At 57.0% G+C, this 26742-nt stretch carries 24 protein-coding genes and 2 tRNA genes; 13 read left to right on the plus strand and 13 right to left on the minus strand.

Translation table 11 applies throughout. The features are described 5' to 3' along the window. Positions 1-86: 86 nt before the first annotated feature. Entirely contained in the window at positions 87-1964 is a 1878-nt protein-coding gene (locus tag D0C27_RS15575) for a sigma-54-dependent Fis family transcriptional regulator (protein ID WP_240688265.1), read from the plus strand. On the opposite strand, the gene D0C27_RS15580 is transcribed toward D0C27_RS15575, so the two are convergent. The 8 genes from D0C27_RS15580 to D0C27_RS15615 form a co-directional block, all read right to left on the minus strand. Further along, complete coding sequence (locus D0C27_RS15580; protein WP_026484274.1) at positions 1915-2391, minus strand: DUF1178 family protein; 477 nt, start codon at positions 2389-2391, stop codon at positions 1915-1917. The genes D0C27_RS15575 and D0C27_RS15580 overlap by 50 nt on opposite strands. An 87-nt stretch (positions 2392-2478) precedes the next feature. Beyond that, on the minus strand, positions 2479-4164 hold the full coding sequence (locus tag D0C27_RS15585) for an ABC transporter ATP-binding protein (RefSeq protein ID WP_052159334.1): 1686 nt from the start codon (positions 4162-4164) through the stop codon (positions 2479-2481). After that, on the minus strand, positions 4161-5615 hold the full coding sequence (locus tag D0C27_RS15590) for an ABC transporter permease (protein ID WP_137431284.1): 1455 nt from the start codon (positions 5613-5615) through the stop codon (positions 4161-4163). Before D0C27_RS15590 ends, D0C27_RS15585 begins: the two co-directional genes overlap by 4 nt. Positions 5616-5622: 7 nt before the next feature. Then, entirely contained in the window at positions 5623-6600 is a 978-nt protein-coding gene (locus tag D0C27_RS15595) for an ABC transporter permease (protein ID WP_009457740.1), read from the minus strand. Continuing rightward, complete coding sequence (locus D0C27_RS15600; protein ID WP_060185705.1) at positions 6600-8786, minus strand: ABC transporter substrate-binding protein; 2187 nt, start codon at positions 8784-8786, stop codon at positions 6600-6602. Before D0C27_RS15600 ends, D0C27_RS15595 begins: the two co-directional genes overlap by 1 nt. Continuing rightward, entirely contained in the window at positions 8780-9415 is a 636-nt protein-coding gene (locus tag D0C27_RS15605; protein ID WP_009457744.1) for a thermonuclease family protein, read from the minus strand. Before D0C27_RS15605 ends, D0C27_RS15600 begins: the two co-directional genes overlap by 7 nt. A gap of 39 nt (positions 9416-9454) precedes the next feature. Beyond that, entirely contained in the window at positions 9455-11056 is a 1602-nt protein-coding gene (locus D0C27_RS15610; RefSeq protein ID WP_137431285.1) for an acyl-CoA dehydrogenase family protein, read from the minus strand. Positions 11057-11097: 41 nt separating this feature from the next. Then, positions 11098-12102: a magnesium and cobalt transport protein CorA gene (locus tag D0C27_RS15615; RefSeq protein ID WP_137431286.1), complete on the minus strand. Its 1005-nt coding sequence runs from the start codon at positions 12100-12102 to the stop codon at positions 11098-11100. Positions 12103-12194: 92 nt separating this feature from the next. Between D0C27_RS15615 and D0C27_RS15620 the strand changes: the two genes are divergently transcribed. The 7 genes from D0C27_RS15620 (at position 12195) to D0C27_RS15650 (ending at position 16874) form a co-directional block, all read left to right on the plus strand. Next, entirely contained in the window at positions 12195-12575 is a 381-nt protein-coding gene (locus D0C27_RS15620) for a DUF423 domain-containing protein (RefSeq protein WP_009457750.1), read from the plus strand. A gap of 57 nt (positions 12576-12632) precedes the next feature. Next, positions 12633-13670: an adenosine deaminase gene (locus D0C27_RS15625; RefSeq protein ID WP_137431287.1), complete on the plus strand. Its 1038-nt coding sequence runs from the start codon at positions 12633-12635 to the stop codon at positions 13668-13670. Further along, positions 13663-14280 carry a DNA-3-methyladenine glycosylase gene (locus D0C27_RS15630; protein ID WP_009457754.1) on the plus strand — a complete coding sequence of 206 codons (618 nt, stop codon included), beginning with the start codon at positions 13663-13665 and terminating at the stop codon, positions 14278-14280. Before D0C27_RS15625 ends, D0C27_RS15630 begins: the two co-directional genes overlap by 8 nt. 58 nt (positions 14281-14338) lie before the next feature. After that, positions 14339-14653 carry an I78 family peptidase inhibitor gene (locus D0C27_RS15635; RefSeq protein WP_022983535.1) on the plus strand — a complete coding sequence of 105 codons (315 nt, stop codon included), beginning with the start codon at positions 14339-14341 and terminating at the stop codon, positions 14651-14653. A gap of 6 nt (positions 14654-14659) precedes the next feature. After that, positions 14660-15067, plus strand: coding sequence for a PaaI family thioesterase (locus tag D0C27_RS15640; RefSeq protein WP_035270861.1), 408 nt, complete (start codon positions 14660-14662; stop codon positions 15065-15067). A gap of 179 nt (positions 15068-15246) precedes the next feature. Beyond that, entirely contained in the window at positions 15247-15846 is a 600-nt protein-coding gene (gene wrbA / locus D0C27_RS15645) for an NAD(P)H:quinone oxidoreductase (RefSeq protein WP_009457766.1), read from the plus strand. Between the two features lie 14 nt (positions 15847-15860). Further along, entirely contained in the window at positions 15861-16874 is a 1014-nt protein-coding gene (locus D0C27_RS15650; protein ID WP_088450866.1) for a glutathione S-transferase family protein, read from the plus strand. Here the strand turns inward: D0C27_RS15650 and D0C27_RS15655 are convergent. Continuing rightward, the gene (locus D0C27_RS15655) at positions 16868-18037 is read right to left on the minus strand and encodes an alpha-hydroxy acid oxidase (RefSeq protein WP_009457768.1); all 1170 of its coding nucleotides are present in this window, start codon (positions 18035-18037) and stop codon (positions 16868-16870) included. The two genes, D0C27_RS15650 and D0C27_RS15655, sit on opposite strands and share 7 nt — an antisense overlap. A gap of 291 nt (positions 18038-18328) precedes the next feature. On the opposite strand from D0C27_RS15655, the gene D0C27_RS15660 reads away from it, so the two are divergent. Continuing rightward, a tRNA-Arg gene (locus tag D0C27_RS15660) sits at positions 18329-18405 on the plus strand. A gap of 197 nt (positions 18406-18602) precedes the next feature. On the opposite strand, the gene D0C27_RS15665 is transcribed toward D0C27_RS15660, so the two are convergent. Both D0C27_RS15665 and D0C27_RS15670 read right to left on the minus strand, forming a co-directional pair. Next, entirely contained in the window at positions 18603-19076 is a 474-nt protein-coding gene (locus D0C27_RS15665; RefSeq protein ID WP_137431288.1) for a hypothetical protein, read from the minus strand. 320 nt (positions 19077-19396) lie between these two features. Further along, positions 19397-21667, minus strand: a complete 2271-nt coding sequence (locus tag D0C27_RS15670; RefSeq protein WP_137431289.1) for a TonB-dependent siderophore receptor — start codon at positions 21665-21667, stop codon at positions 19397-19399. A gap of 116 nt (positions 21668-21783) precedes the next feature. Here D0C27_RS15670 and D0C27_RS15675 point away from each other — a divergent pair, with 116 nt between their 5' ends. From D0C27_RS15675 to D0C27_RS15690, 4 genes are all read left to right on the plus strand, one after another. Then, positions 21784-22539, plus strand: coding sequence for a response regulator transcription factor (locus tag D0C27_RS15675; RefSeq protein WP_137431290.1), 756 nt, complete (start codon positions 21784-21786; stop codon positions 22537-22539). A 3-nt stretch (positions 22540-22542) separates the two neighbouring features. Further along, positions 22543-23988 carry a sensor histidine kinase gene (locus D0C27_RS15680; RefSeq protein ID WP_088450870.1) on the plus strand — a complete coding sequence of 482 codons (1446 nt, stop codon included), beginning with the start codon at positions 22543-22545 and terminating at the stop codon, positions 23986-23988. 163 nt (positions 23989-24151) lie between these two features. Next, positions 24152-24228 (plus strand) — tRNA-Arg (locus D0C27_RS15685). A gap of 342 nt (positions 24229-24570) precedes the next feature. Continuing rightward, a complete protein-coding gene (locus tag D0C27_RS15690) occupies positions 24571-24906 on the plus strand; it encodes a hypothetical protein (RefSeq protein WP_035270874.1) in 336 nt (111 codons plus the stop codon). An 82-nt stretch (positions 24907-24988) separates the two neighbouring features. Here D0C27_RS15690 and D0C27_RS15695 read toward each other — a convergent pair whose 3' ends face one another. Continuing rightward, complete coding sequence (locus D0C27_RS15695; protein WP_088450874.1) at positions 24989-26425, minus strand: NAD(P)(+) transhydrogenase (Re/Si-specific) subunit beta; 1437 nt, start codon at positions 26423-26425, stop codon at positions 24989-24991. Next, entirely contained in the window at positions 26422-26742 is a 321-nt protein-coding gene (locus D0C27_RS15700) for an NAD(P) transhydrogenase subunit alpha (protein WP_009457776.1), read from the minus strand. The genes D0C27_RS15695 and D0C27_RS15700 overlap by 4 nt, the downstream gene beginning before the upstream one ends.

Genomic DNA, 26742 nt, shown 5'->3' on the forward strand with positions numbered 1-26742 from the left:
ACGACCTCCAGTCGCAGGCTGCGACAGCTACTGTCGCAAAAAGCGAGCACTGTCGCAGAATGCGACACCCCTCCCGGAGCACACTCATGACTTCTCTACACTCGTTTTGCCCGCAGACCAACGAAACCATGTGGCGTCAGTCCTGGGAGCGCTGTCAGACGATGGAGTCGGAGTTAAGCGCGGAACCTCGGGACATGAGTCAAGGTGCGCTGCGACAGTTGCTGGAACAACAGCATCACTTGTTGCATCACTCCTCGGCAGCGGTACAGGATCTGGCGGCGCTGGTGCACCCGCATCGCAGTCTGGTTTTATTGTGCGACGCACAAGGCACGGTGTTGCAACAGGCGGGGGACCCACACTTTCTGCAGCGGGCCGAGCAGGTTGCCTTGCGTGCGGGTGTGAGTTGGGCGGAGAACCATCGCGGCACCAATGCTATCGGTACGGCTCTGGTCTGCGCACAGCCCATCAAGATTCACGGCAGCCAGCACTATCTGCCTGACAACCGGATTCTTAGCTGCCACGCCGCCCCCATTTACGACCCTTACGGCCAGATTATTGGAGTGCTGGATATCTCCGGGCCTTCAGAACTGGAACATCACTACGCGCTGGATTTGGCGCAGCTGTATGCCCGCCAGATCAGCCGCCAGATGCTGGAGTCACTGTGCACGCCATCCCGCCGTCTGCTGCATCTGCATACAGACCCCGGCCTGCTCAACAGTGCTTTTAGTGGGCGACTGGTTCTGGAGGACGACACCATTGTGGCGGCCGATGAGTTGGCCGCCCGCATGTTGCGCCAGGACTGGCAGGAGCTACCCGGCCAGGACTTAAGTTCGGTACTGGAACAGGCGAAAAGCACGAGTCGACCTGTAACGCTCCACCTGAGCACAGCGGCTAAAACCCCGGCTCCAGCCCGTGCGGTGCTGGCTCGGACTGAGACGGCAGAAACTACACAACTGTCCCCTCAACAGGAAAAAGCTTTGGAGCCGGCTTTGCGCGCCATGCAGATGGGCTTGTCCATCTTGCTCAGCGGTCCTAGCGGCTCGGGCAAGGAGCGCATGGCGCGTGAGCTGCATCGTCGTCACAAGTCGCAATCCGGTCCTTTTGTGGCGATTAACTGCGCCGCCCTGCCCGAAACCCTGATCGAAGCCGAGCTGTTTGGTTATGAAGCCGGTGCGTTTACAGGTGCACGCCGTCAGGGCTATGCAGGCAAATTGCGTCAGGCCCATGGCGGTGTGCTGTTTCTGGATGAGATTGGCGATATGCCTGTAGGCTTGCAAAGCCGTCTGCTGCGAGTCCTACAAGAGCGCGAGGTGCAGGCACTGGGCTCGGAACGCACACACAGGCTGGACTTCCAGCTGATCAGCGCCAGCCATCAACCGCTGGAAAAACTGGTGCGTGATGGCCGCTTCCGTGCCGACCTGTACTTCCGACTGCAAGACTATATCTGCACAGTCCCCAGCCTTAGGGAACGCAACGATCTGGGCGACTACATTTCCAAAGAACTGGCTATTCTGGCACAAGGCCAGGCTGCGCCCCAGCTACATCCCGAAGCACTGCAAATACTGCAAGACTACGACTGGCCGGGCAATTACCGCCAGTTGCGATCAGTGCTGCTGCAAATCATTGTGCAAGATTCTCCGGGACGGCTCTGGTTGGCCCAGGACCTGCCTGCCTTGCCGTGCTTGAATGCAGAACACCCGGTGCTGGTCCAAGAGCCTGCCATCCCGGAGATTCGGAACACTCTGGAAACCTGCCCCCTTACCGCCCCCAAGCCACAGACCCTGAAGGAACAGGAATACGCTGCCGTGCAGCAGGCTTTGAAACAGCATCAGGGAAATATTTCACAAGCGGCGCGCGCCTTGGGACTGCATCGCAGTACCTTGCACCGCAGGCTGAAAGAAATGTCGCAGTTATTTACTGCAGGCGGTCATCATCCAGAAAGTCCGGAATCGGCATGGCAATAATGCCGTCGTCGGCCAGTTCCTGATACTCCTGCACCGTGGCCTGACCACGGATTGCGCGCGGCTCAATGTCGCCCTCGTGCATGCGGCGTGCTTCCTGGGCAAACTGGGTGCCCACATTGTCTGACTTGCGTATCACCGAACGCAGCTCTTGTAAAAGCTGACCTTGAATCGCCCGCATTTGCGCTTCGGTAGGCATGGTTGAAGGCAAGGGAGGCGGAACTGGAGCACTGGCAGGAGCGCCAAGGCTTTCCTGCGCACCTACATTGATACGTGGAGCCGAAAGTTTGCGTTTGACCTCGTGGCTGTCGCAGACGGGGCAACACAAAAGCCCACGACTGATCTGCTCATCGTAACTTTCGCGTGAGCTAAACCAACCCTCGAACACATGGCCGTGTTCGCATTCAAGATCAAAAACCTTCAGACTCATAATGTGTTTATCAATGGGCGGACAGACCGCCGTATTGTGACATAGAAGTGCCGGACTAATTATGGCAAGTCCGGCATGTGGCGCGGCTTAACGGGGAACAGCGGCCAGCAGACGCTGCGTCAACTCTTCCTGCGGATGGAACAGAACGTGCTGTGCGCTGCCCTGCTCCACGATGCGTCCCTTGGCCATGATAGCAATTCGATCGGCCAGATACTCCACAACCCCGAAATTATGGGTAATGAACAAATAAGCCAGACCCAGTTCCATTTGTAACTCACGCATCAAATCCAGAATTTGCGCTTGTACGGACACGTCCAGGGCCGAGGTGGGTTCATCGCAAATCAGAACGGCGGGCTCTACCGCCAAGGCACGGGCAATAGCGATGCGCTGACGTTGCCCGCCGGAAAACTCATGTGCGTAACGATCCAGGGCATTCTTGGGTAGACCGACTTGGTCCACTAAAGTTTCAATTCGTTTGCGACGCGCCTTCGTGTCCAGCTCAGGACGCAGCGCGGTCAGGCCTTCCAGGAGAATATCCCCCACCATCATGCGCGGATCCAGCGACCCATAGGGATCCTGAAAAATGATCTGCAAACGTGAGCGCAGTTGCCGCAAGGCCTTGCCTTTCACTTGCAAGACGTTCTGCCCCTGCATCTGCACCTGCCCGCTGATCTGAGCCTGATGATCCAGCAAGCGCATCAAAGTACGTGCGACCGTGCTTTTACCGCAGCCCGACTCGCCGACCAAAGCCAGGGTTTCGCCCTTGTGCAGTTGCAGGCTCAAGTCTTTGACCACGGGAATGACAGGCAGGCGTCGCCACCAGGAGCCAGCCTGCTTATAGGAAACAGACAAGCCCTGAATATCCAGCACCAGCTCTTTGCCGCTATTGCGCGGTGGGACTGCTTCAATGGGCGCAGGGGCACGGGACAAGGGACGCCCACGTTTCTCAAAAGTGGGAATGGCATTGAGCAATTCACGAGCATAAGGATGGCTAGGGCGCAAAAAGAACTGGCTTGCCAGCCCGGCTTCCACTATTTGTCCGTGCCGCATCAAGGCCACATAGTCGGCGTACTGTTTGACCAGCAGCAAATCGTGCGTAATCAGCAAGATAGCCAGGCCCATCTCTTTCTGTATATCGGCCAACAACTGCAGAATCTGCGCCTGAACCGTTACATCCAGCGCGGTAGTTGGTTCGTCAGCCACCAGCAAATCAGGTTCGGCCGCCAAGGCAATGGCAATCATGATGCGTTGCTTCTGGCCGCCGGAGAACTGGAATGGAAAGTCGTCGTAACGCTGTGCGGCACCGGGGATGCCGACGCGTTCCAGCCATTTGATGGCCCTTGCCCTTTCCTGCCCCGCAGGAGCCACACCATGACGACGAATCACCTCGCTGATCTGCCGGCCAATGGACATGACCGGATTCAGGCTGGTGGACGGCTCCTGAAAAATCACGCTGATGCGTTTACCGCGCACATCCTGCATTTGCTGTTCAGGCAAAGGCGGCAGTTCCAACCCGTCCAAGGCAATTTGACCAGATTGCATCCAGGCGGCTTCGGGCAAGAGGCGCAGGATCGCCATGGCCGTCATGCTTTTGCCGCAGCCGGACTCCCCCACCAAAGCAAAGGTCTCACCGCGCTGCACGGCCAAAGACAGATTACGCACCACACTTTGCACACCGGCATCGGACTGCACACGCAGCTCCAGACCCTCGATATTCAGCACGGCAGGCGTTGCAGAGGGCTTCACGGCGGAGACATTTTCAAGCTCGCTCATACCTTGGCTCCTCCTGGACGACGTACTCGCAAAGCCTTGAAGCGACGAGTACGAGGGTCAAACGCCGTTTGCACCGCATCGGCAAAAATGTTCGCAGACAGAACCAAACCCAGCATCATCACAAAAGCCCCGGCCAGGCCCCACCAGATGATCGGGTCGCGGGACAGCTCGCTACGGGCGGCGTCAATCATGCGCCCAAAGGATGGCATGCTCGGGTCCACACCAATACCCAGATAAGACAGCACAGCCTCGTACAGCACCAGGCCGGAGAACTCCAGAATCAGGGTGATCAGCACAATGTGCATGACGTTAGGCAGCAGGTGACGGAACATGATGCGCAGATGACCGACACCAAAGGCTTGGGCTGCCTGAACGTAGTCCAGCTCGCGCAGCTTCAACACCTCGGCCCGCAGCAGGCGGCACAGGCCCGCCCAGCCGGTCAAACCCAGAATCAGGCACAGCATGAACAAGCGCAGATCTGCGCGAGCGGCCACGGTGTCGAAGCTGTCGGGATGGGTGTCGATATAGACCTGCATCATCAACACGCAAGCGGCGATCAGCAGCACGCCAGGGATGGAAGTCAGCGTGGTGTAAATGTATTGAATGACATCATCCACCCAGCCCCGGAAGTATCCAGCGGCCAAGCCCAGAATGATGGCAGGTGGCAGCATGGCGAAGGTGGTCAAGGTGCCAATCACCAAAGCCGTGCGCACGCTTTTCAAGGCTTGCCAGATGATGTCGTTACCCGTGCGATCCGTGCCCAGCACGTAGTAATTCGCGCTCAGGCTCAGCACCAGGCATAGCAGTATCACCAGCACGCTGGCACTGAACCAGACCAATCGCCAATTCACCAAACCCTGCCCTTGCCACCAATAACGCCAGGCCGCGCCCCAACCCGGCTCCATGGATTGCTTGCGCCCCCAAAGCGTCAGCAGAGCAGCCAGTAGCACGCTGCCCAGCACACCCCAGGCCAAACCTTTGGCGCCTAGCTGCAAAATATCGTGTCTATGCGCGGCAGGTGTATCCATACCCACCCCGGCATTGACCAGACGCGGAAAGTCCCGCACGGGCTTGCCATCTATCAGCATGCTTTCTTTGGTCAGTTGAAAGCGGGCCAAGGGAGCAGAATAGGTTTTCTCCACCTCGGCCAGCCCGGCTTTCTTCAGAATATCATCCAGCGCAGAGCGGGCGACGGGGGCATAGCTGGCTGTGCTGGCTTCCTGCCCAGGGGCAGCCGGCAATAAAGGCCGGTAGTGAATGGAGTCCAGTAAACCGATCAGCAGGAAAAAGACCAGAAAAACAGCAGCGCACATGGCCGAGGGCGTACGTGCCACACTGGCCCAGGCCGAGCGCAAGGCAGGCCGCTTGACGACGCGCCAGGTGTAGAGCGCCATGGCCAGAAACAGTGCCAGCACAAAGGTATCGGTCCAGAGAAAGACGAACTGTGGCATGGCGGGCTCAACTAAAACGAATGCGGGGGTCAACCAGGGTGTAGGAAATATCGGCCAGAATCAAACCGGCGATATAAAGCATCGATCCTAGAAACACCATGGCACGCACAATGGAGAAGTCCTGGGCATTGATGGCATCAATGGTGAAGCTGCCCAGACCCGGAATACCAAAAAAAGACTCGGAAATCAGGCTGCCCATGAACAGCAGGGGCAAAGCCGATACGGTACCCGTCAGGATGGGCAAGAGCGCATTGGGCAAGACATGGCGGAACAAAACGGTAGATTCCGCCAGCCCCTTGGAGCGCGCCGTACGCACATAATCACGGCTGGCCTCTTCCAGAAACAGGCTGCGATAAAAGCGCGATTCCGCCCCGATACGCGACAAAATCCCCACCAGCACCGGCAAGACCAGAAAGCGCCAGTTATCCATCCCTTCTACCCAGCCCGAAAACGGCACCCAGCGCAGCACCCGTGCAAACAGCCATTGCCCGGCAATGATGTAGAACAGGCCCGAAATGGACATCAACACGACGCACAGCACAACGGCGGAAAAATCCAGTCGGGTTCCCCGAAAGAACACCATCAGCAAGGCAAAACTGATACACACCCATAAGCCTAAAAAGAAGGTGGGCAAGGCCAGCGCCAAACTGGGCCCCATGCGTTGCTTGATCTGATAGGCAATATCCTGCCCCTGGTCGGACAAGCCAAAATCCAGGCGCAACAAAGGAACCGAGCGCTCGTAGAAAATCGTGTCGGTAAAGGTTTTGGAGCCTTCCGCTTGCGCGTTATAAAACAACGGCTTGTTATAACCGCGCTCTGCCTTCCAGTTTTCAATGGCCGTCTGGCTGACGCGCTGCCCACCAATGGACAAACGGGCCATATCGTCAGGCGTGTTCACGGCAAAGAACAACACAAAGGTCAGCAGATTGACCCCTATCAGAATCAGCACGCCATACAGAATGCGCCGCAGCATGTAGGAAAACATCAGTCTTTCTCCTTGCGCAGAGCCACATGGCGACGACGCGCCTGAGCCTGCGAGCGCACCACCCACACCAGGATCAAGGCCAGCAAGCCCAGCGGAATGGCGGGCCACCAGACGGGGCGGTTCCAGCGATCAATTCGCTCCACACGCTGTTCGGGGTCGATACGGTAATACTGGATGCTGTCGCGCACCATCATGGACGGCTTGGCATTGCGCACCCAGCTTTGGTAGGCACCACCCGCATTGGGCACATAGCCAAACATCCAGGGGGCATCATGCTGGACCAGATGGATCATCTGCTGCACCACCGCCTGCTTGTCCGGGCCGTCGTTCAGAAAGCGCATTTGCTCGTACAGGCGATCAAACTCCGCGCTTTGGTAATTGGCGGCGTTTTCACCACCAAAATCTTTCTTGGCCTGGGGGCCATACAGCAAGGTGAAGAAGTTTTCGGCGTCCGGGTAGTCGGCTACCCAGCCCCACAGAAATAGCTGTGCCGCGCCACGCTTCATCTTGTCCTGAAAGCGGTTGTAATCGGTAGCGCGCACTTCCAGCTGCAAGCCTACCTGGGCCAGCTGACGGCGCATCCAGTCCACCGTGGCATCCGAGCCCATACCCATCATGGAGTCGTAATACAGAATCAGGGGCTTGCCGGTACGGCTGTCCCGTCCATCCGGATAGCCCGCCTGTCGCAGCAAATCGCGCGCTTCGTCCAGACTGCGGCGTTTCACCACGCCGTTGTCCTTGGTGTAGACGTAGGGGTTGGCACCCTGGGGCAGCGGCTGATAGCCCGGCACGCCAGGCGGCAGAGGACTATGCGCGGCCTCCCCTTGGTCATTCATGAAAATGGAAACGTACTGCTCCCAGTCGAACACAATGCTGATGGCCAGGCGCAGCTTGCGGTTTTTCTCGAACTGCTCGGGCGTATCGCCCTGGCCGACCACCGGGTCATGCCAGTTAAAGCCCATATAAAACAATTGCGCTTCAGGTGCCGTGCGCAATTGCAGGCCGCGCTCCTGATACAGATTGGCTTTGTCGACCGAGTCCTGCGCGGCTACTGTCATGGCGACACCGTACTCGCCCCGCTCCACCTGCGGAATGTCGTAATAGCCCTGCAGGAACTTGCCCATCAAGGGGACGCCCTCTTTTTCCAGAGAGAACACCACTTTGTCCAGAAAAGGCATGGGCTTGCCGCAATCTTCGAGTAAACCAGCAGCCTGGTCGCCGGGCTCGCCCACACAAGGGTATGGCTCCCCCCGATAATTGGGGTTACGGCTCAGAACGTGACGGCGATTGGTCAGGGATTCTGTCAGCATGAATGGGCCTGTGCCCACGGGCCAGCTATCCAGTGTCAGATTGTGCTGCGCCATGCGCGGCTGGCTATAAAAGCGCTCGGCCTCCCAGGCCATGGGCGCGGTAAAGGTCATGGCCAGCCAGTACTTGAACTGTGGGTACTTGCCATTCACCTCGATGCGCAAGGTGTGTTTATCCAGCGCTCGCACACCCGGCAAGGTGTAGGGCCGTAAATCCAGCCATTGTGGACGCGGCTCCTGCTTGTCGATACGGGCCAGTTCTTCGCTGAACTCCTTGAAGCCCCGGATGTGCTCGGCCATCACACCCAGCACAGGAGAGGCCAAGCGCGGGCTGGCCAAACGCTTGAAGGCGTAAACGTAATCGTGAGCCGTCAGCTCGCGCGAGCCGGTATGGGCGAAGTCGGCAATGCTGAAAGCATCGTTCAGGTCCGGCGCCCGCATGGGGTAATAGCGGTACTCGCCCTGTTCATCCAAGGCAAAGGCCGGATGCGGCTGAAAGCGAATGCCTTGCTTGATGGGAATATCGTAACGGCTGACTGCCACCTGTTCGCCCGGCACATCAGCAGGCAAACGATTACCCTGCTCATCAAGGTATACAGGCTCTACCAGCTCGGCCGCCGCCTTGGGAATCAGGCGGTAGGGACGGTCCAGATAGTGATAGCCGTACAGCGGCTCATAAATCGAATACGTAAACGGTGTCTCGTCACCGGAGTAGGACAAGGCCGGGTCCAGGTGATTGGGGGAGCGGGTCGTGAACGCGCTGTAGAGCGTGTTTTCTGCTGCGCTGCCTTCCTGATAAGGGCTGTTAACGGGTTTGGAGCAAGCTGCCAATCCGACGCACAACAAGGCCAGCCCCATCCGCCGCAAAGGGCTTAACATTGCCCTTGCTGCCAGCAGTCATAACGCCATTTCCATGGCGGGACAGGACTGGGCTCTGACCAGATGCCTACACCGGCTTCCTTGGCTTCGCGCTCCAGCTGATCAATACGAGGGTCGCGCAGGAAGCGGCCGCGTTTTTCACGATTGGCCATGGCCATTCCAGCCCGTACCAGTTTCTGGTTGGCGGTTTCGCCATCGGCCAAAGGCACATCGCATACAGCGCGACCGTGGCGGTCGCGCTCATAGCAAGACAGGGTCAAATGTTTACCGGAAACCAAATCCGACAGGAAGCGCCGCGAGGCCACCGCAAAGGGCTGGCCGGGACGACGGCTGTCTTTGGTGGTTTCGGGAGCATCGATACTGGCCAGACGCACGCGCACCTGCCTGTTATTGCTGGGCAAAATCGTCAGCGTATCGCCGTCGGCCACCCGCACCACGCGCCCTGTCAGCTCGAAGTCTTGAGCCTGAACAGGCAAGGCCCAGACAGCCATCACAGCCGTCAAGCCAGCACAAACGGCTGTGCGCCGCGTCAAAGAAGAAAAGCCGGACAGGGAAAACACAGTCATGATGCGGACAACACTCCAGGCGGGTAGCAGAAACAAGGCTAACAAATTATAGATACTGCGCACCGCCTGTCCAGAGCAATGTCCCTAGTAGGCAGGCCTGCATCAAGACGCCTGCAGGCGGGGCCAGATGCGATGCAAATACCAGGAAGCCTGCTCCACACCTTCCAGCCCGAATACGGTAGCCGGACCTTGTTGCAGACGATGGGTCGCGAACAGATCCGCGACGGCATCGGGAGCCACGTGGCGCATCAGGCAGGCTTGGTACAGCAGGGCCAGTTTCTGCGTCCAGACACGGCCTCCGGCCTGGGAAACTGTGCTCAACAAATCCTGTGCAACCTGACCCAGTTCCGCATCATCCCCGGTACGGGCACGCAAGTCTGCCTGCAAGGCCTCCAGGACACCTTCCTGACTCAAGGCGCGCTGCACATCCAGGCACATCACATTGCCGGAGCCTTCCCAAATCGAATTGACAGGAGCTTCGCGCAGCAAGCGCGGCATGGGGCCATCCTCGATATAGCCGTTGCCGCCCCAGGTTTCCATGGCTTCGGCACACAGGGCGATGGCCCGACGGCATACCCAGAACTTGGCAGCTGGAGCCAGCACGCGTAGCACCGCCTGCGCCACGGGATCATCAGCCCGCTCCTGCAAATCCACCAGGAACAGGGCCAGATGGGTGGCCGCTTCGCTTTCCAGGCTCATATCCAGCAATACCGCCTGCATCAAGGGCTGATCGATCAACTGTTTGCCAAAGCAGCGTCGATGCTGACAGTAATGCAGGGACTGCACCAAAGCCTGCCGCATCAGGGCGGCACTGCCCAGCACGCAATCAATACGGGTACGGGCCGCCATTCCGGCCAGCAAAGCAATACCGCGACCGGCTTGGCCCACGCGCCAGGCCAGTGCACCATCAAAATCAATTTCGGCACTGGCGTTGGAGCGGTTGCCCAATTTGTCTTTCAGCCTGCGTATATACCGGCGATTCAAGCCATATTCGGTATAGCGCGGCATCAGGAAACAAGAAAACTGCTCGTGCTCACGAGCCAGTACCAGATGCCCGTCCGCCTGCGGCACGGAGAAAAACCATTTGTGCCCGTAAAGACGAAACGCCTGAGCCTGGGGATGCGCTTCAGTGGTGCAGCCGCGCAGATCAGAGCCGCCCTGCATTTCCGTCATGCCCATGCCCAGCAGCACGCTGCTTTTTTCTGTCATCAACTGATCAGAAGAGTCGTACTGATTGATGTCCAGCTTGGCCGCCCATTCCTGAAACGGATCAGCCTGCAGTAAGGGCGCAGCGGCGCGCGTCATGGTCAAGGGACACAAGGTGCCCGCCTCAATCTGACCATGCATGTAAAAGCCCATGGCTCGTTGCAGGTGCCGGCCAGGTTCGGACTGATGGGGCCAGATATGCAGGCCCTGCTCCATGCCCAGGCTCATCAATTGATGCCAGGCGGGATGAAAATCCACCTGATCAACTCGTTGCCCTTGAGCAGACCAGCCTCGCCATTGCGGCGGCTGGCGATTGGCCAAGGCACCTTGTTCGCGCCAATGGGCAGAGCCCAGTTTCTGGCCGTAGTCCGCCAGCGCTTGCCGAGCCTCCTGGGAGGCCAGCTTGCTTTGCCAATGTTGTAAAGCCGGATCTTCGCCAAACAGATCGTCATGCATCAAATCCGGCACCTGATTCTGTAACTGCTGTTCCAGACCCATCTCGCCTCCTTGATTCCGGCCGTCTTGCCCCGTCTCTTAATCTAGAGCCATTTGGCCTTTTTGAATTTCCAGTACAAAAATCCGCACACGCTGCCCATCAGGCCCAAGGCCAGGGGGTAGCCCAGCGTCCATTCCAGCTCGGGCATGAATTTGAAGTTCATGCCGTAAATCCCCGCCACCGCGGTCGGCACGGCCAAAATGGCCGCCCAGGCCGCCAGCTTGCGGGTAGTGTCAGTCTGCTGCATCTGCCCTATCATCAAGCCACCTTCAAAGGCGAAGGCCAGGGCCTGCCGCAGGCTGTTAATAAATTCAGAAGTGCGGGCAATGCGGTCTGCCACTTCACCGAAATACGCCCGACTTTCCGCATCCACATACGCCAGCTCGATGCGCGACAAACGACGGCTTAGCTCCGCCAATGGCGTTACCGCGTTATACACGCGCAGCAAATCGCGCCGTAAACGATAAATACGCCGTACATCGTTTTCCTTGAAACCCCGAATCAGAAATTGCTGCTCAATGGCTTCTACGGCCTTTTCGGTTTGTTCCAGGCAAGTCTGGTACTGGTCCACAATCAGATCCAGCAACTCCGAGGCGACGAAATCACTACCCCGTTCCAGCAAGGCCGGTGTGCTTTCCAGACGGGCACGCAGCTCTAAATAGCTGCTGTTGGAACCACGCCGCACCGTCAGCAACAAGCCGTGGGCAATCAGAATCTGCGTAGTACCAAAAAGTGGGCGCAGATCTTTCAGGCCCAAGGTTACCGCCACCACAATCAGGCAATTGCTGAACTCCAGCAATTTGGGACGACGATGAGGGGCAATCAATTCTTCAACGGCATTGTCTGGCAGACCCAGTTGCGCCCCTACTTCGCGCAAGGTCGCCTCGCTGGGGTCTTTCAAACCAATCCAGATAAAGCCGTCCTTCAAGGGATCGTGTATAGGCAGGTGATGAATATCCAAAGCCTGTGCTGGCTGGCCAGACTGATAGCGATACGCGGCCACCACAACGTCTTGTGCATCAGGGGCGACCGGAGCTATTTCTTGCATGCTGTCTCCTTGCAGACAAAGCCAATTTTTTTGTTCGATAATAGCACTGGCCTCCCTCCGCGCTGCGACCGCAGCGACTTGCAAGGAACGACATGAAATCACGATCCATTCTGTGCCTGGGCACACTGATTATGGCCTTGGGCGTAGGCCTGGGCGCGTTTGGTGCCCACGCCCTGCGCGCCATGGTTGACGCTTCGGCATTGGCAACCTGGCACACGGCCGTACTGTATCAATTGCTGCATGGTCTGGGCTTGCTGCTGATTGCCGCGTTGGGCTCGCAATTGAATGCGACCTGGCAGTCGCGCAGCGCAATTCTGATGCTGGCTGGCGTACTGATTTTCAGCGGCAGCCTGTACATTCTGGTGCTTAGCGGCGTGAAATGGCTGGGCGCGATTACCCCTATTGGCGGAGTAGCCATGATTCTGGCCTGGCTCTTTCTGGCCATTGCCGCCCTGCGTGGCAAGGACGCCTGACCCCAGGCCTTTGCCTTCGTATAATGGGGCGCATATTCTGCCTACCAGGAGCGCCCCGTGTCTGATTCCGCCTTTTCCCTACGCGAATTTACCCGCCAACTGCCCAAGGCTGAACTGCACCTTCATATCGAAGGCACGCTGGAACCGGACTTGATCTTCAAGCTGGCCCAGCGCAATCACATTACGCTGCCCTATCCCGATCAGGCCGGCCTGCACGCCGCCTATCAGTTCACCGACTTGCAGTCCTTTCTGGACCTGTACTACGCCGGGGCGGGGGTTCTGATCACCGAGCAGGATTTCTTTGACATGACCTGGGCCTACTTTCTGCGCGCCCAGGCCGATGGCATTGTCCACACAGAAATCATGTTTGACCCGCAGACGCACACGGCACGCGGGATCGCCATGGAAACCGTGTTTGCCGGGATTGCCCGCGCCGCCCGCCAGGCCAGATCCGAGTTGGGGATCAGCAGCTATCTGATCTTGAGCTTCCTGCGCCACCTGAGCGAAGCCGAGGCGTTTGACACCCTGGAAGCCGCCTTGCCCTTGCGCAATCAGTATTCCGACCTGTGGATTGCCATTGGCCTGGACTCCTCGGAAAAGGGCAACCCGCCCGCCAAATTCGAGAAGGTTTATGCCCATTGCCGAGAGCTGGGTTTCCGACTGGTCGCCCACGCGGGTGAGGAAGGCCCGGCCAGCTATGTACGCGATGCCCTTCAGCTTCTGAAAGTAGAACGCATCGACCATGGCGTGCGCAGCCAGGACGACCCGGCCCTGATGCAGTATTTGGCCGACCACGCCATTTCCTTGACAGTCTGTCCGCTGTCCAACATCAAGCTCAAGGTTTTTGATAGCCTGCACCAGCACAATCTGAAGCATTTGCTGGATCGCGGCCTGAATGTCTGCGTGAACTCGGACGACCCGGCCTATTTTGGCGGCTATCTGCTGGACAACTACCTGCAAACCGCCCAGGCCCTGAATCTGCGGGAGGCCGATTTACGCACTCTGGCAGCCAATAGCTTGCGCTCCTCCTTTTTACCCAAGGAGCAAAAGCAGGCCTGGTTGAACAAGCTGGAGCAGATTCCCGGAAATGACTGAATCCGCGCTGTACCTGCCACGTGCGTTCTTTGCCCGTGATCCGCGTTACGTTGCCCTGGAATTGCTGGGCAAAACCCTGGTTTTGAATGACGAGCGCGGGGAGCGCTGCGCCACCATTGTAGAAACCGAAGCCTATCTGGGTCCCCAGGATCAGGCCGCCCACAGCCGACGCGGTATCACCGAGCGCACGCGACTGATGTTCGGCCCGGCAGGCTACGCCTATGTGTATTTGATCTACGGCCTGCACCACTGCATGAATATCGTCAGCGGTGTTGAAGGCGATGGTACGGCGGTCTTGCTGCGGGCGGCGCAATGGACGTCGCCCGAGGATGGCCCGTCCCTGTCAGGCCCCGGACGATTGTGCAAAGGGATGGGTATAGACAAAGCTTATAACGGTGCAGATGCCTGCGCCCCTGCCATGCATTGGCTGGACGCCCCCGCCCTGCCGCCGGAGCAAATTCTGATCAGCCCACGCATCGGCGTAGAGTACGCGGGCGCCTGGGCCAAGGCCCCCTTGCGCTACTCGATTGCCCAGCACCCCGAGGTGTCCGTCAAGCCGGGCAAAACCACCACAAAACGCAGTGTCAAAGGCCTTAAACGCCCCGCCTAGAACAGGTATTATTAATCCTTCAAGCTGAATGCTTCCCAGCTGCTTTTAAGGATTTCCCATGCGACTCTCCGTACTACTTAGCGTCCTTCCCGCCGTTTTGCTGGCTGCTTGCACGGCCACGGGCAATAGCGCGCAAACAAGCTCGACTTCTTCGTTCAGCGACTCTTCTGGTGGTCTGTGCAATGCGGACGCCTTGAATCCAGCCGGTCAAACCGCCAGCCAAAGCCAAGTTGAACGTCTGGTCAAACAGGCCGGTGCGGCAAAAGCCCGCGTCCTGGCTCCGGACCGCATGTACACCACGGACTACGACCCCACCCGTTTGAACATCCGCGTGGACGAACAAAACAAAATTACCTCTGTTTACTGCGGCTGATCCCTGATGACTCTTGAGCAAAGCCAACACTTGCTGGACACGCTATTTGCCCCTTGGGTGCAAGCCCTGAAATTGCGTGTAGAAAACATGAATGAAGACGGCGTGGTTCTACGCCTGCCTTTTTCAGATCAATTGACGCACGTGGCCGGTGTGGTCTGCGGTCAGGTGTATATGGCGGCAGCCGATACCGCCATGGTGCTGGCCGTCAGTCAAAGTCTGGGGGAGTTTCGCCCCATGACTACAGTTTCACTGAACACCAGCTTTGTACGCCCGGTTAGCCAGGGGGATGTGCTGGTACACGCCCAAGTGCTGAAGCGTGGCAAAAGCATGGTCTTTGGCGACATCAAGCTGCTGGACGAGCAAGGTCGACTGGCCGCCCACGCCACCACCACCTACGCCCTGCTGCCAGGCTGATGCTCCTCGGGACGGCCACCCGCTTTGCAAGACAGACTCTGACACAAAACAATCCGTCCAGGGGTTTGGCAGAGCGGGCGTGGCACGACTATCATCGTCATAGCAGCTGCGCCCCGGCTTAGCCCTGTGGCCGCTGCCCCGTCCGATTCCTTGTTGATCGCTTTTCTGGAGAAGTTCAAATGGCAAAAGTCCTGGTTCTCTATTACTCCGCCTATGGCCACGTAGAAAAAATGGCCCAAGCGGTTGCCGAAGGTGCACAAAGCGCTGGCGCGACGGTGGACATCAAGCGTGTCCCCGAACTGGTCCCGGAAGCCGTGGCCCAGAAAGCGAATTTCAAGCTGGATCAAGCCGCCCCGGTCGCCACTATTGGCGACCTGGAAAACTACGACGCCATCATTGTCGGCACCGGCACCCGTTTCGGGCGCATCAGCTCGCAAATGGCCAGTTTTCTGGATCAGGCCGGTGGCCTGTGGGCGCGCGGCGCACTCAATGGCAAGGTAGGCGGTGCCTTTACCTCTACCGCCACCCAACACGGTGGGCAGGAGCTGACGCTACTGTCCATTATTCATAACCTGATGCACTTTGGCATGATTGTGGTGGGCCTGCCTTACAGCTTTGCAGGCCAGACACTGCTGAACGAAGTCACTGGCGGCAGCCCTTACGGCGCATCCACCATTGCCGGTGGCGACGGTTCACGTCAGCCCAGCCAGAACGAGCTGGACGGCGCCCGCTACCAGGGCCGTCATATCGCTGAAATTGCAATCAAGCTGAAAGGCTAAAACGGAGTACACAGATGGGCATGATGATAGATGGACAATGGCATAGCAAAGAGCCTGTCAGCAGCACCCAGTCCGATACATTTCAACGTGCCCAGTCTGCCTTCCGGGACTGGATTACCGCCGACGGCGGCCCCGGCCCGGACGGCCAGGCAGCGCAGCCTGCCCAGGCCAATCGCTATCATCTGTATGTCTCGCTGGCCTGCCCCTGGGCGCATCGCACCTTGATCATGCGCGAATTAAAGGGGCTGCAAAAGCTGATTTCAGTGTCGGTGGTGAACCCCATCATGGGCGATCAGGGCTGGACCTTTGAACCGGCGGAGGGCGTGGTGCCGGACCCGGTCATGGATGCGCAGTTCCTGCATCAGCTCTATGCCAAGGCGGACCCGCAATTTACGGGGCGCATTACCGTGCCCGTACTGTGGGACAAGCAGCGCGGCACAATCCTCAATAACGAGTCGGCCGAGATCATGCGTATTTTCAATAGCGCCTTTGATACTTTGGGCGCGCGCAGCCTGGATATGGCACCTGCCGAGCTGCTGGGCGAAATCGACCAGATCAATGCCCATGTATATGACACCGTCAATAACGGGGTATACAAAGCAGGTTTTGCCCGCTCACAAGCCGCCTACGACACAGCAGTTCATGCCCTGTTTGACAGCCTGGACGGGCTGGAGGCTCGCCTGAGCCAGCAGCGCTACCTGACTGGCACGCAACTGACCGAGGCCGACTGGCGCTTGTTCACTACCCTGATTCGCTTTGATCCGGTCTATGTTGGCCATTTCAAATGCAATCTGCGCCGTCTGATTGATTATCCGAATCTGTGGAACTACATGCTGGAGCTGTACCAAATGCCTGGCGTGGCCAGCACGGTCAGCCTGGATCACATCAAGACCCATTACTACAGCAGCCATCGTCATCTGAACCCGACGGGCATTGTTCCGGCTGGCCCTGTACTGGATCTGAACGGGCCCCACGGACGAGGTCATTTACCCGTCCAGCCAGGGCCCTTGCATATCGGTCTTCAGTAACCGGGGCGATCGAAAATATCGGGATTGAGCAAGATGGAGCGGTCTACCTGATTGATATCGGTACGACCGCAAAACGCCATGGACACGTCCAGCTCATTCGCCATCAGTTTCAGCAAACGGGCCACACCGGCCTGCCCCGCCGCACCCAAGGCATACAGGAAAGCACGGCCAATCATGGCACCTTGAGCGCCCAAGGCGCGGGCACGCAACACATCCTGACCGCTGCGAATACCGCCATCGACCAGCACTTCGATCTTGTCACCTACCGCCTTGCTGATCGCAGGCAGGCAGGAAATTGAGGATGGCGCGCCATCCAGCTGACGGCCACCGTGATTGGACACGATCAAGGCATCAGCCCCGCTATCCACGGCGTAACGAGCATCGTCGGCATCCATAATGCCTTTAACAATCAGCTTGCCGCCCCAGGCATTCTTGATCCACTCGATATCTTTCCAGTTCAGGCTCGGGTCGAACTGCTCGGCCGTCCAGGTAGACAAGGAGCGCAGATCCGACACCCCCTTGGCGTGGCCGACGATATTGCCAAAGCTACGACGGTGCGTGCGCAACATATTTCGGCACCAGTACGGCTTGGTCGCCAGATTCAGCAGATTAGGAATGGTGAGGCGCGGAGGTGTGGTCAGGCCATTTTTAATATCTTTGTGACGCTGCCCCAAAACCTGCAAGTCCAGGGTCAGGACCAGCGCCGAACAATTAGCCGCCTTGGCACGCGCAATCAGGTTTTCAATAAAGCTGCGATCACGCATCACATACAGCTGGAACCAGAACGGGGCACGGGTCGCCTGGGCAACGTCTTCCAGCGAGCACACGCTCATGGTGGACAGGGTGAAAGGAATACCAAAATCCCGTGCGGCCAAAGCCGCCAGCATTTCACCATCGGCGTGCTGCATGCCGGTCAGGCCGGTAGGGGCAATAGCCACGGGCATGGCAACATCCTGGCCCAGAAGCTTGGTCTTCAGACTGCGATGGTCAATGTCCACGGCCACGCGCTGTTTGAATTTCAGCTTGTGAAAATCCTGCTCGTTCGCATGATACGTGCCCTGCGTCCAGGAGCCGGAGTCGGCGTAGTCATAAAACATCTTGGGCACGCGGCGTTTGGCCGCCAGGCGGAAATCTTCAGTGCAGGTAATTTTCGACAGATCCATTACATTGGGCTCCAAAACAATGGCGTAATAATGCGACTTTGTGCCCTGTGGGGCAAGTCATCCGGGGCAGACTGTTCGAAGTTTCTGTCTGGCGCGCCTAAAGGACCACCAAGACGAGCCCCCAAGACCAAAAATAAAGAGATTCACTGTTGTCCCGCTGCATGCCTTGCCATCTCTGGCTTTAGAGCCTGCCCGCCGACCCCGAAAAACATAAAAAAAGACGATTTCAGTAAAATTTGTTGATATTTTGGTGACAAGTAAAAATAGCCGTGCTATATTTCTACTTCTTTAGCGGCTGTAGCTCAGTTGGATAGAGTACTTGGCTACGAACCAAGGGGTCGTGGGTTCGAATCCTGCCAGCCGCGCCATATTCAGTAAAAAAGCCATTTCTTCGGAAATGGCTTTTTTGCTTTCTGCTCTCGGACAACAGGCAGGGAAAAGACCCACTACCCCGCCAGGCACCACCCAAACCCCACCCACAATAGCAATACGAGCAGGCTGGAACGAAGAAATAGAATGAGCAGTAGTGGCTTTTTATGTAGACAGGAATAACTCCTGCACGACCTTATCGCCTTTCTGACAACTCAATACCCTCACCGTCCCCAAAGCCATCATGCACCCACACCGCCACGGGGACGGCATAGCTCCATCCACCCGCTTTCCACCAGCATTCTGCAAACCACGCTTTGGTGGTGTTAGCCGCGATACTCAGTCCATCCAAGCCTTCATCCAGGAAATAGTCTTCGTGGAAGGCGTCCATCTTGTCCAAACCCAGAGACAGTTCCAGGGCTCTACCGGGAAAGATGGAAGGGTCGCTGCTATCTACTTTATTATTTTCACCGCTGTAGTAAATCCATGCCGACGGGGTTTCCAGGCCATCTTCACCAAAAAAAATTTGCACCTGGGCATCCGCAACGCTATCTGGCACAGGCAAGGCGAACAAGGTACGTAACTCGGTAATGAGATGCTTTGAAGCTCGTTCCAGACACCGCCTGTAACGCTGCTGAAACTGTGCCGGACTTAAGCCGAATGGGACCATACCTGTAACTCCTGGGGCTTTGAAACTGCAACTAATTGACTTGGGGCTGCGTCATCATCACGCTTGATGTTGACGCAGCCGCCACGAAGAATAATAGTTCCTCTCCCCAGTCAGCAAGCCACTCTTGCATTGGCAAGACTCTGAATGCCACTGCTCACTCCTGATCTCGGCTATAGCTCAAATCACTCAGGTACCTGGCGACGAATCGGAGACCTGGGGTCACGTCCTGCCAGATGGACTATCCCTACAAACAAATAACAGACGTGCAAAAGCGGCGCTACCTGTTAGCGCCGCTTTTTTACAACCCAAAGCAGACGCGCTTAGAAGCGGGCTTGCACATTCACCATAAAGTTACGTGGCTCGCCATAAATCAGGCCGTTATAGAAACCGAACTCTCGATAGTATTCCTTATCGAACAGATTATTGACGCGTGCCGTCACGCTCAGATTCTTGTTCACGTCATAACGCGCCATCACGTGGGCCAGCATGTAGCCGGACTGACGAATCGGGCTGTTATCAAAGCCGCCGCCCGTCAAGGGACGACCGGGCATAGGCGTGGATGTCGTGGAGCTGTCATAGCTGATACTGGTCCCCAACGTCAGCTTGTCGGCCAGCACGTTCGGACGATACGTGGTGCTAACACGGAAGCTGTGACGCGGGTCCTGACGTGGACTGCTATTGGGACTGGAATCCACCACATTCATATAGGTGTAGCCAGCATACACATTCCAGCGATTGGTCAGCGCCCCCGCCAGTTGCAAATCCACACCCGTGGATTTGATACCCGTAGCATTGGCCACATACGCCTGATCGCCGGTATCCAGCACGGTGCGATCATCATCGGCCTTGGCGACGTTGGTCTGCTTGGCATGGAACACCGCCACGGTGCTGGACAAGCGATCATCCAGCCAGGAGCTCTTGATACCCGCCTCGTAGCTGGCCCCCGTAATTGGCTTGATGATATTGCCTGCCACATCGCGCTGGCTTTGCGGTTTGAACACGTCGGTATAGCTGGTGTAGAGCGTGTGATTCGGCGTGACATCAAAGGTCAGGCCTACATAGGGTGTCCATACCTTCTTGTCCAGCTCGGAGCGACGTGCGCTTTTGACATTGTCCTTGTCGTAATCGTAGGCATAGGTTTTGTAGTAGCTGTAGCGCGAACCCAGAATGACTTTCAGATTGTCAGCCAGCTCCAGACGGGTGGCGATGTACGGGCCGTAATTGGTCGTCCGTGTCACACCACGCGCATCGGTACGGAAGGTTTGCGGCGCACCGTACTCATTACCATTCCAGGTCTGCCAGTTGGCCGGCAGATCCAGACGGTACTGACATCCACGAGCAGGCACATGACCATCAATATGGCAGTTCCCCAAGGCCCCACTGAACTGATAGGAAGTCTCCTCTGAGCGCTGGCCGTTAAAACCCAGAATCAACTCATGCTCGCGACCCAATAGTTTGAATGGCCCGGTGACATTCAAGGAAAAGGCATGCTGCGTGCCCTCGCTCTCCGAATGCAGGCTGTTCAAATACGCCAGGCCCGTTTCTCTATCAAACAGGCCCCATTTGGAACCGGCGCTATTGGCTTTCAACACCCCAAAGCTGTTGATGCTTTCCAGGTCGCTATAGCTGTAGTTGGCGTCGGCATGCCAGCCACCGCCCAGGTTCTGCTCCAGGTTTGCAAACCAGGTGTGATTCTTGCGCTGGGTATAGCTCCAGTCCGCAACCGGGTGATAGCTGCGATCAAAATCCGTACGAGTGCCGTCCGAGAACCAGATAGGCACGTTCGTGCCCCAGGATGTGCCCTTGTGCTTTTTATAGGTGTACTCGTAACCCGCCGTCACGCTGGTGTCGGGCGAGAAGTCGTAAGTCATGGTAGCCAGCAGGCCAAAGCTCCTGGGGTTCTCATTGTCGCGGAAGGTATGGCTGTCATCCCCGCTAAGCACCAGACGCGCCCGCAAATCCCCATCTTTGCTCAGGGGAGTATTGATATCCCCCATCAGGCGTCGCTTGCGCCAGCTGCCCAGCTCGACATTGCCCTGCAGGCCAAATTCCCGGTATGCCTTTTTACGGGACAGGGAAATACTGGCCGACGGATCACCCGTACCGCCCAGCAAGCCGTTGGCCCCGCGCAAGACGCTGACGTCTTCGTACAGGTCCATATTCACCGCCCCGCCTATGCCGGAAAAACCGGACTCGCCATTGAACTCCAGGCCATCAATCTTGTAGTTATTGATGTTGAAGCCACGCGCCCGGTAGGTTGTACGCGAACCAATATCCACCTCATTGACACTGATACCCGACACCGAGGTCAAGGCATCGTCCAGCGACTGAATGTTTTGATCCTCCATTTGCTGGCGTGTAATGTTGGTGATGGCCTGCGGCGTATCTTTTTCTTCCATGCGCAGCCCGGTCGAGCTTTTGCTGTAAATCTTTTGGTAGCTGTCTTCGGGCTCTGCCTGCTCGTGCCCCTTGACCGTAATGGGCTTGAGCATGGCGGGCGCATCTTGTGCCCAGGCTGCCTGCCCACTCAGGGCAAGAAGAATCAAGGCCGCAAGAGGCTTGAGTGGTGGACGGGATGAAGGGAACGGCAAAACATGACTCCTGTTTAATAATGAGAACAATTCTTGTTCGCCGTAAGATTAGCGTGTATGGTTTCAGGCGATGTTTCGCCTTATGTTCCCGCCCAATCGCAATGTAATGGTATGTAATGACAGGTTTTTCCAGCCCCCAACGCCGTGTATTAATCATTGAAGATGATGTAGAACTTGCCGAGCTGACCGCCCAGGAATTGAGCTTTGGCGGATTCACCACGTACATCGCCGAAAGCGGTGCTCAAGCGTTTGAACTGCTCAAGCGCCACCCGATTTCTCTGGTCTTGCTGGACCTGATGCTGCCCGGCGAGGATGGCCTGGAACTGTGCAAACAATTGCGCGGCATCGACGATCTTCCAGCCATCATCATGGTGACAGCCCGTAATGAACTGGCCGACAAGGTGGCGGGTCTGGAGCTGGGCGCGGATGATTACGTGGTCAAACCCTTTGAATCCCGAGAACTATTGGCACGCTGCAAGGCGGTGATTCGGCGCCATGCAGCTCCACAGGCCCAGGCAGAAACCGCCATCGCGGATGCTCCGCCCTCGCGCTATCACTTTCTGGGCTGGCAGCTGGACCTGAATGCACGCCAGTTGTATTCGCCCCAAGGCGTCACCATCTCCCTGCCCAATTCAGACTTCCATGTGCTGCTGTCCTTGCTGGAAGCCCCCAATAAAGTACTGTCACGCGCCCTGCTGCTGCGCCGCGCCTTTGGCCGCAATCTGAACTACGAAGACAGGGCTATTGATGTGTGCATCAGCCGTATCCGCCATTACATAGAAAAGGATCGTTCCAAGCCGGAGATCGTGCGCACCGTCCGCAACGAGGGCTATATCCTGTACATAGACCCGCAATCCCTGCACGCTGAATAAAGCATGGCTGTTTCACCCTCAAGCAGGTGGCCGGAGAAACTGCGCCGCAGCTTCTGTTTTTTCTACCCCGAACGATTACGCAGCAAGATCACTCTGGTCGTAGTCGTGGGGCTGCTGGTGGCCCAGATTCTGACCGGCACCATGTGGTCGCAAATGCGCCGGCAGGTCTTGATAGAAACCCCGGCCCGTATTGCTGCCGTGCGTTTTTCAGACTGGTATCTATATGCCGAGTCCCAGCTAGCCCATGGCGCGGACATTGACCCCAGCCTTCTGTCAGGCGTATCCGCCACACCCGTCAGCGCAGATCTGCCACTGGATTACCAGTCCAATATGGGGGAGGACTTTGGGCTGTTCTTTGAAAAAGTCATTCAAGAGCGCACCGGAGCCTGCAAGAATTTTCATCTGCTGTCGGTGAACAAGGCCAGACCTACAGACAAGGAGGCGGGCATTCCTTTGCTGGACACCTTTTCGCGCGAACTGAATCTGGTGGATGTGTCTTTCTCCGCCGTATTCAAGCTGTCCAATGGCCAGCACTGGCGACTGCATGTGGTGGAAAACCAGGGCTGGAGTTCCATCGGCAATCTGAAATTCACCTACGACTATTTCCTGCGCATCTATTTCTTCCGCCTGATTCTGGTGGTCATCGCCCTGACCCTGTGCCTGAACTTCATTTTTCGGCCACTGAAAAAGCTGGAAAAAAGCGTGCTGGAAATGGATGTGAACCGTAATCAGGAAAAGATACAGCTGGGCGGCTCCAAAGAGTTCAAGCGGCTGGGCGTGGCCTTTAACAATATGGTGGAGCGCGTACAAAAACATATTGAAGAGCGCGCCTATTTCTTCTCGGCCGTATCCCATGATTTGCGCACACCCATCACACGCCTGAAGCTGCGCGTACAGAAAGTGCAGGACGAGGCCTTGCGCCTGAGCCTGAAGCGGGATGTGGAACAGCTCAATGAACTGGTCAACTCCACGCTGGAACTGATGAGCTTTCAGACCTCTGACGAAGCCTTTGCCGAAGTCGATCTTGCCGCCCTGCTGACGGCAGTCAGCGTGAATCGTCAGGACCTGGGAGAAAGCATCGCGCTGGCAGAATTGGAACCGGCCATTCTGAACATACAGATTCAGCGCTTTCGCCGTTGCCTTGAAAACCTGATCTCCAATGGCTTGCGCTACGGGCAGCACGTATACATCTCCGCACATAAAGCAGCGACGGAATACATCATTACCGTGGCCGACGATGGCCCCGGCATTCCTTTGGACGAGCAAGCCAAGGTCCTGCGCCCTTACTACCGCCTGGAGACCTCCCGCAATCGCTCCACCGGGGGCTATGGTTTGGGCTTGAGTATTTGCGATGAAGCCCTGCGCGCCCATGGTGGACGGCTGGAGTTTGGACACCAGGAACAGCGTTTTTGTGTACGCATCCATTTGCCCTTGCAGCCAGCAGGATAAAGACATTACAAAGTGCCGGGTTAAATCTGTGCCACAAGGGGCTCCGGCCCCTCTCCAAGCCTGATTTTTAGTGCTTTCCCAAACTATTTTGCATTTATTTCTAGAAAAATGCTTTTTAGGCTTGTCATTCAGATAAATAGTCTGCTATAGTTTCACTTCTTTAGCGGCTGTAGCTCAGTTGGATAGAGTACTTGGCTACGAACCAAGGGGTCGTGAGTTCGAATCTTGCCAGCCGCGCCATATTCAAGTTGGTTTCTTCACGGAAATCAGCGACCAGAGTTAGAACTCGTGGGGTCAAACCCAATGGATGAGACTCTGAAAAGATCAGCCCTGATGACATCGTCATCAGGGCTTTTTCTTTGCCTGCTGCTTTTACCCTGCATACCGCCGCTTACCTGCAAACAGATCAAAACTCCACGACTGCAGTCCGGGCACAATGTCTGTTGCACTTTCCTGCCCCTGCGGCCTCAACCGTAAAGGGACAAGCGGTGTAAAGTAGCGACTTCCGCCCAGACAGAGCCTGCCTGCTCTTGTTAGACCACAGCGTCTGCGCGGACCTCTTCTTAATCGACAGGATTGACCATGTTTGAGCGCACAAAACTTCTTTTGCCTTTAGCGGCCCTCCTTCTGGCCAGCGCCAATAGCTACGCCCAGGATAGCGGCCCTGCCATTCAGCTGGCGCAAATGGGCGGAGCCATGCACGCTGCCGCCGAAGTTTGCGGTGACTACAGCCAGACCCAGCTTGATGAGATGAAAAAACAGCAGAAGTCTTCCATTCAAAGCATGGGCCTGAACGACGAGGACTTTGATAAAGCCTTTGAGCAAGGCCTGGACCGTGGCCGTCAGGATCTGCAAAAAGCCACTGCCGAGCAGCGCAAGCAGATGTGCGAGCAATTGCGCTCCGGCCCCAAGTTCTAAATTCGCTCTACTCAACAAGAAAGCGCTCTGGCCCGCAAGGAACCAGAGCGCTTTTTACTGCCAGCGCGAAGACGGACTCGTCTTACAGCGCTTTGACCATATCTTCGATGGTCTTTTTGGCATCGCCAAACACCATCATGGTCTTGTCCATATAGAACAGCTCGTTATCCAGACCAGCATAACCAGCAGCCATGGAGCGCTTGTTCACGATCACGGTTCGGGCTTTGTAGGCTTCCAGAATCGGCATGCCCGCAATCGGCGAAGCCGGATCGTTCTTGGCGGCCGGGTTGACCACGTCGTTGGCCCCCAACACCAGCACCACATCGGTCTGAGCAAACTCGCTATTGATGTCGTCCATTTCAAAGACCTGCTCGTAAGGCATTTCGGCCTCGGCCAGCAAGACGTTCATATGGCCAGGCATACGACCGGCGACCGGGTGAATGGCGTAGCGCACATTCACACCCTGGCTGGTCAGCTTGTCCGACAGCTCTTTCAAGGCGTGTTGAGCACGGGCCACGGCCAAACCATAACCAGGCACAATCACCACGGACTCGGCATTGCTCATCATGAACGCGGCATCTTCAGCACTGCCGGATTTCACCGAACGATTGCCCTGATCTGCACCACCCGCAGCCGCTTCCGGATTGGCACCAAAACCGCCCAGAATCACGTTGAAGAAGGCGCGGTTCATGGCCTTGCACATGATGTAAGACAGAATCGCACCGGAGGAACCCACCAGCGAACCGGCAATGATCAGCATGGAGTTGTTCAGGGAAAAACCAATCCCTGCTGCCGCCCAACCCGAATAGCTGTTCAGCATGGACACCACCACGGGCATGTCTGCCCCGCCAATCGGGATGATCAGCATCACGCCCAGCAGGAAGGACAAGGCCAGCAGCACGCCAAAGGCCCACCATGCTTGCGTCATCACAAAAACCACGCCGCAAGCCAGGGCCAACAGCCCCAGCAGCAGGTTCAGCATGTGCTGACCTTTGAAGGTAACGGGTGCGCCCTGGAACAGTCGGAACTTGTACTTGCCCGACAGCTTGCCAAACGCAATGACCGAACCGGAGAAGGTAATGGCACCGACCAGCGCGCCCAAAGCCAGCTCCACACGGTTACCCATGGGCAGAGCCACCTCGGCCGAACCAATCCCGAAGGCCACCGGCTCCAGCACCACGGCAATCGCAATGGCTACCGCAGCCAGACCAATCATGCTGTGCATGAAGGCCACCAGTTCCGGCATCTTGGTCATCTCGACACGGCGTGCCATGACGGTGCCCAGCACGCCACCAATCACCAGACCAATCAGAACCCGCAGCAGGCCAGAGAGCTCTTTGCCTTCAGGAGCGAGGCTATAAATCAGCACGGCTGTGGTCGCAATGGCCAAGGCCATCCCCACCATGCCGAACAGATTGCCACGACGCGAACTGGCTGGATGCGACAAGCCTTTCAGGGCCTGAATGAAACACACCGAGGCCAGCAAATAGCACAAGGTAACGGTATTCATGGAAATCATGACTGCCCTTCCTTGGGCGTATTTTTAGCGCCCTTCTTTTTGAACATTTCCAACATGCGGCGGGTTACCAGGAAACCACCAAACACGTTTACCGAAGCCAGCGCGGTGGCAATAATGCCCATCGCCTGCGCCCAAGGGCTTTCGGTCAGGGCCGCTGCCAGCATCCCACCCACAATAATGATGGCCGAAATCGCGTTGGTCACCGCCATCAAGGGCGTGTGCAAAGCGGGCGTTACTGTCCAGACCACGTGGTAACCCACGTAAATGGCCAGCACAAAGATGATCAGGTTAATGACCAGGGGAGAAATAATATCCAT

The organism is Alcaligenes faecalis, from assembly GCF_005311025.1.
Taxonomy (GTDB): Bacteria; Pseudomonadota; Gammaproteobacteria; order Burkholderiales; family Burkholderiaceae_B; genus Alcaligenes; species Alcaligenes phenolicus.

Coding starts and splice junctions, on each gene's coding strand:
- D0C27_RS15575 (WP_240688265.1), top strand. CDS start 87: ATGACTTCTCTACACTCGTTTTGCCCGCAGACCAACGAAACCATGTGG.
- D0C27_RS15580 (WP_026484274.1), bottom strand. CDS start 2,391: ATGAGTCTGAAGGTTTTTGATCTTGAATGCGAACACGGCCATGTGTTC.
- D0C27_RS15585 (WP_052159334.1), bottom strand. CDS start 4,164: ATGAGCGAGCTTGAAAATGTCTCCGCCGTGAAGCCCTCTGCAACGCCT.
- D0C27_RS15590 (WP_137431284.1), bottom strand. CDS start 5,615: ATGCCACAGTTCGTCTTTCTCTGGACCGATACCTTTGTGCTGGCACTG.
- D0C27_RS15595 (WP_009457740.1), bottom strand. CDS start 6,600: ATGTTTTCCTACATGCTGCGGCGCATTCTGTATGGCGTGCTGATTCTG.
- D0C27_RS15600 (WP_060185705.1), bottom strand. CDS start 8,786: ATGTTAAGCCCTTTGCGGCGGATGGGGCTGGCCTTGTTGTGCGTCGGA.
- D0C27_RS15610 (WP_137431285.1), bottom strand. CDS start 11,056: ATGGGTCTGGAACAGCAGTTACAGAATCAGGTGCCGGATTTGATGCAT.
- D0C27_RS15615 (WP_137431286.1), bottom strand. CDS start 12,102: ATGCAAGAAATAGCTCCGGTCGCCCCTGATGCACAAGACGTTGTGGTG.
- D0C27_RS15620 (WP_009457750.1), top strand. CDS start 12,195: ATGAAATCACGATCCATTCTGTGCCTGGGCACACTGATTATGGCCTTG.
- D0C27_RS15630 (WP_009457754.1), top strand. CDS start 13,663: ATGACTGAATCCGCGCTGTACCTGCCACGTGCGTTCTTTGCCCGTGAT.
- D0C27_RS15635 (WP_022983535.1), top strand. CDS start 14,339: ATGCGACTCTCCGTACTACTTAGCGTCCTTCCCGCCGTTTTGCTGGCT.
- D0C27_RS15640 (WP_035270861.1), top strand. CDS start 14,660: ATGACTCTTGAGCAAAGCCAACACTTGCTGGACACGCTATTTGCCCCT.
- wrbA (WP_009457766.1), top strand. CDS start 15,247: ATGGCAAAAGTCCTGGTTCTCTATTACTCCGCCTATGGCCACGTAGAA.
- D0C27_RS15650 (WP_088450866.1), top strand. CDS start 15,861: ATGGGCATGATGATAGATGGACAATGGCATAGCAAAGAGCCTGTCAGC.
- D0C27_RS15655 (WP_009457768.1), bottom strand. CDS start 18,037: ATGGATCTGTCGAAAATTACCTGCACTGAAGATTTCCGCCTGGCGGCC.
- D0C27_RS15665 (WP_137431288.1), bottom strand. CDS start 19,076: ATGGTCCCATTCGGCTTAAGTCCGGCACAGTTTCAGCAGCGTTACAGG.
- D0C27_RS15675 (WP_137431290.1), top strand. CDS start 21,784: ATGACAGGTTTTTCCAGCCCCCAACGCCGTGTATTAATCATTGAAGAT.
- D0C27_RS15680 (WP_088450870.1), top strand. CDS start 22,543: ATGGCTGTTTCACCCTCAAGCAGGTGGCCGGAGAAACTGCGCCGCAGC.
- D0C27_RS15690 (WP_035270874.1), top strand. CDS start 24,571: ATGTTTGAGCGCACAAAACTTCTTTTGCCTTTAGCGGCCCTCCTTCTG.
- D0C27_RS15695 (WP_088450874.1), bottom strand. CDS start 26,425: ATGATTTCCATGAATACCGTTACCTTGTGCTATTTGCTGGCCTCGGTG.
- D0C27_RS15700 (WP_009457776.1), bottom strand. CDS start 26,742: ATGGATATTATTTCTCCCCTGGTCATTAACCTGATCATCTTTGTGCTG.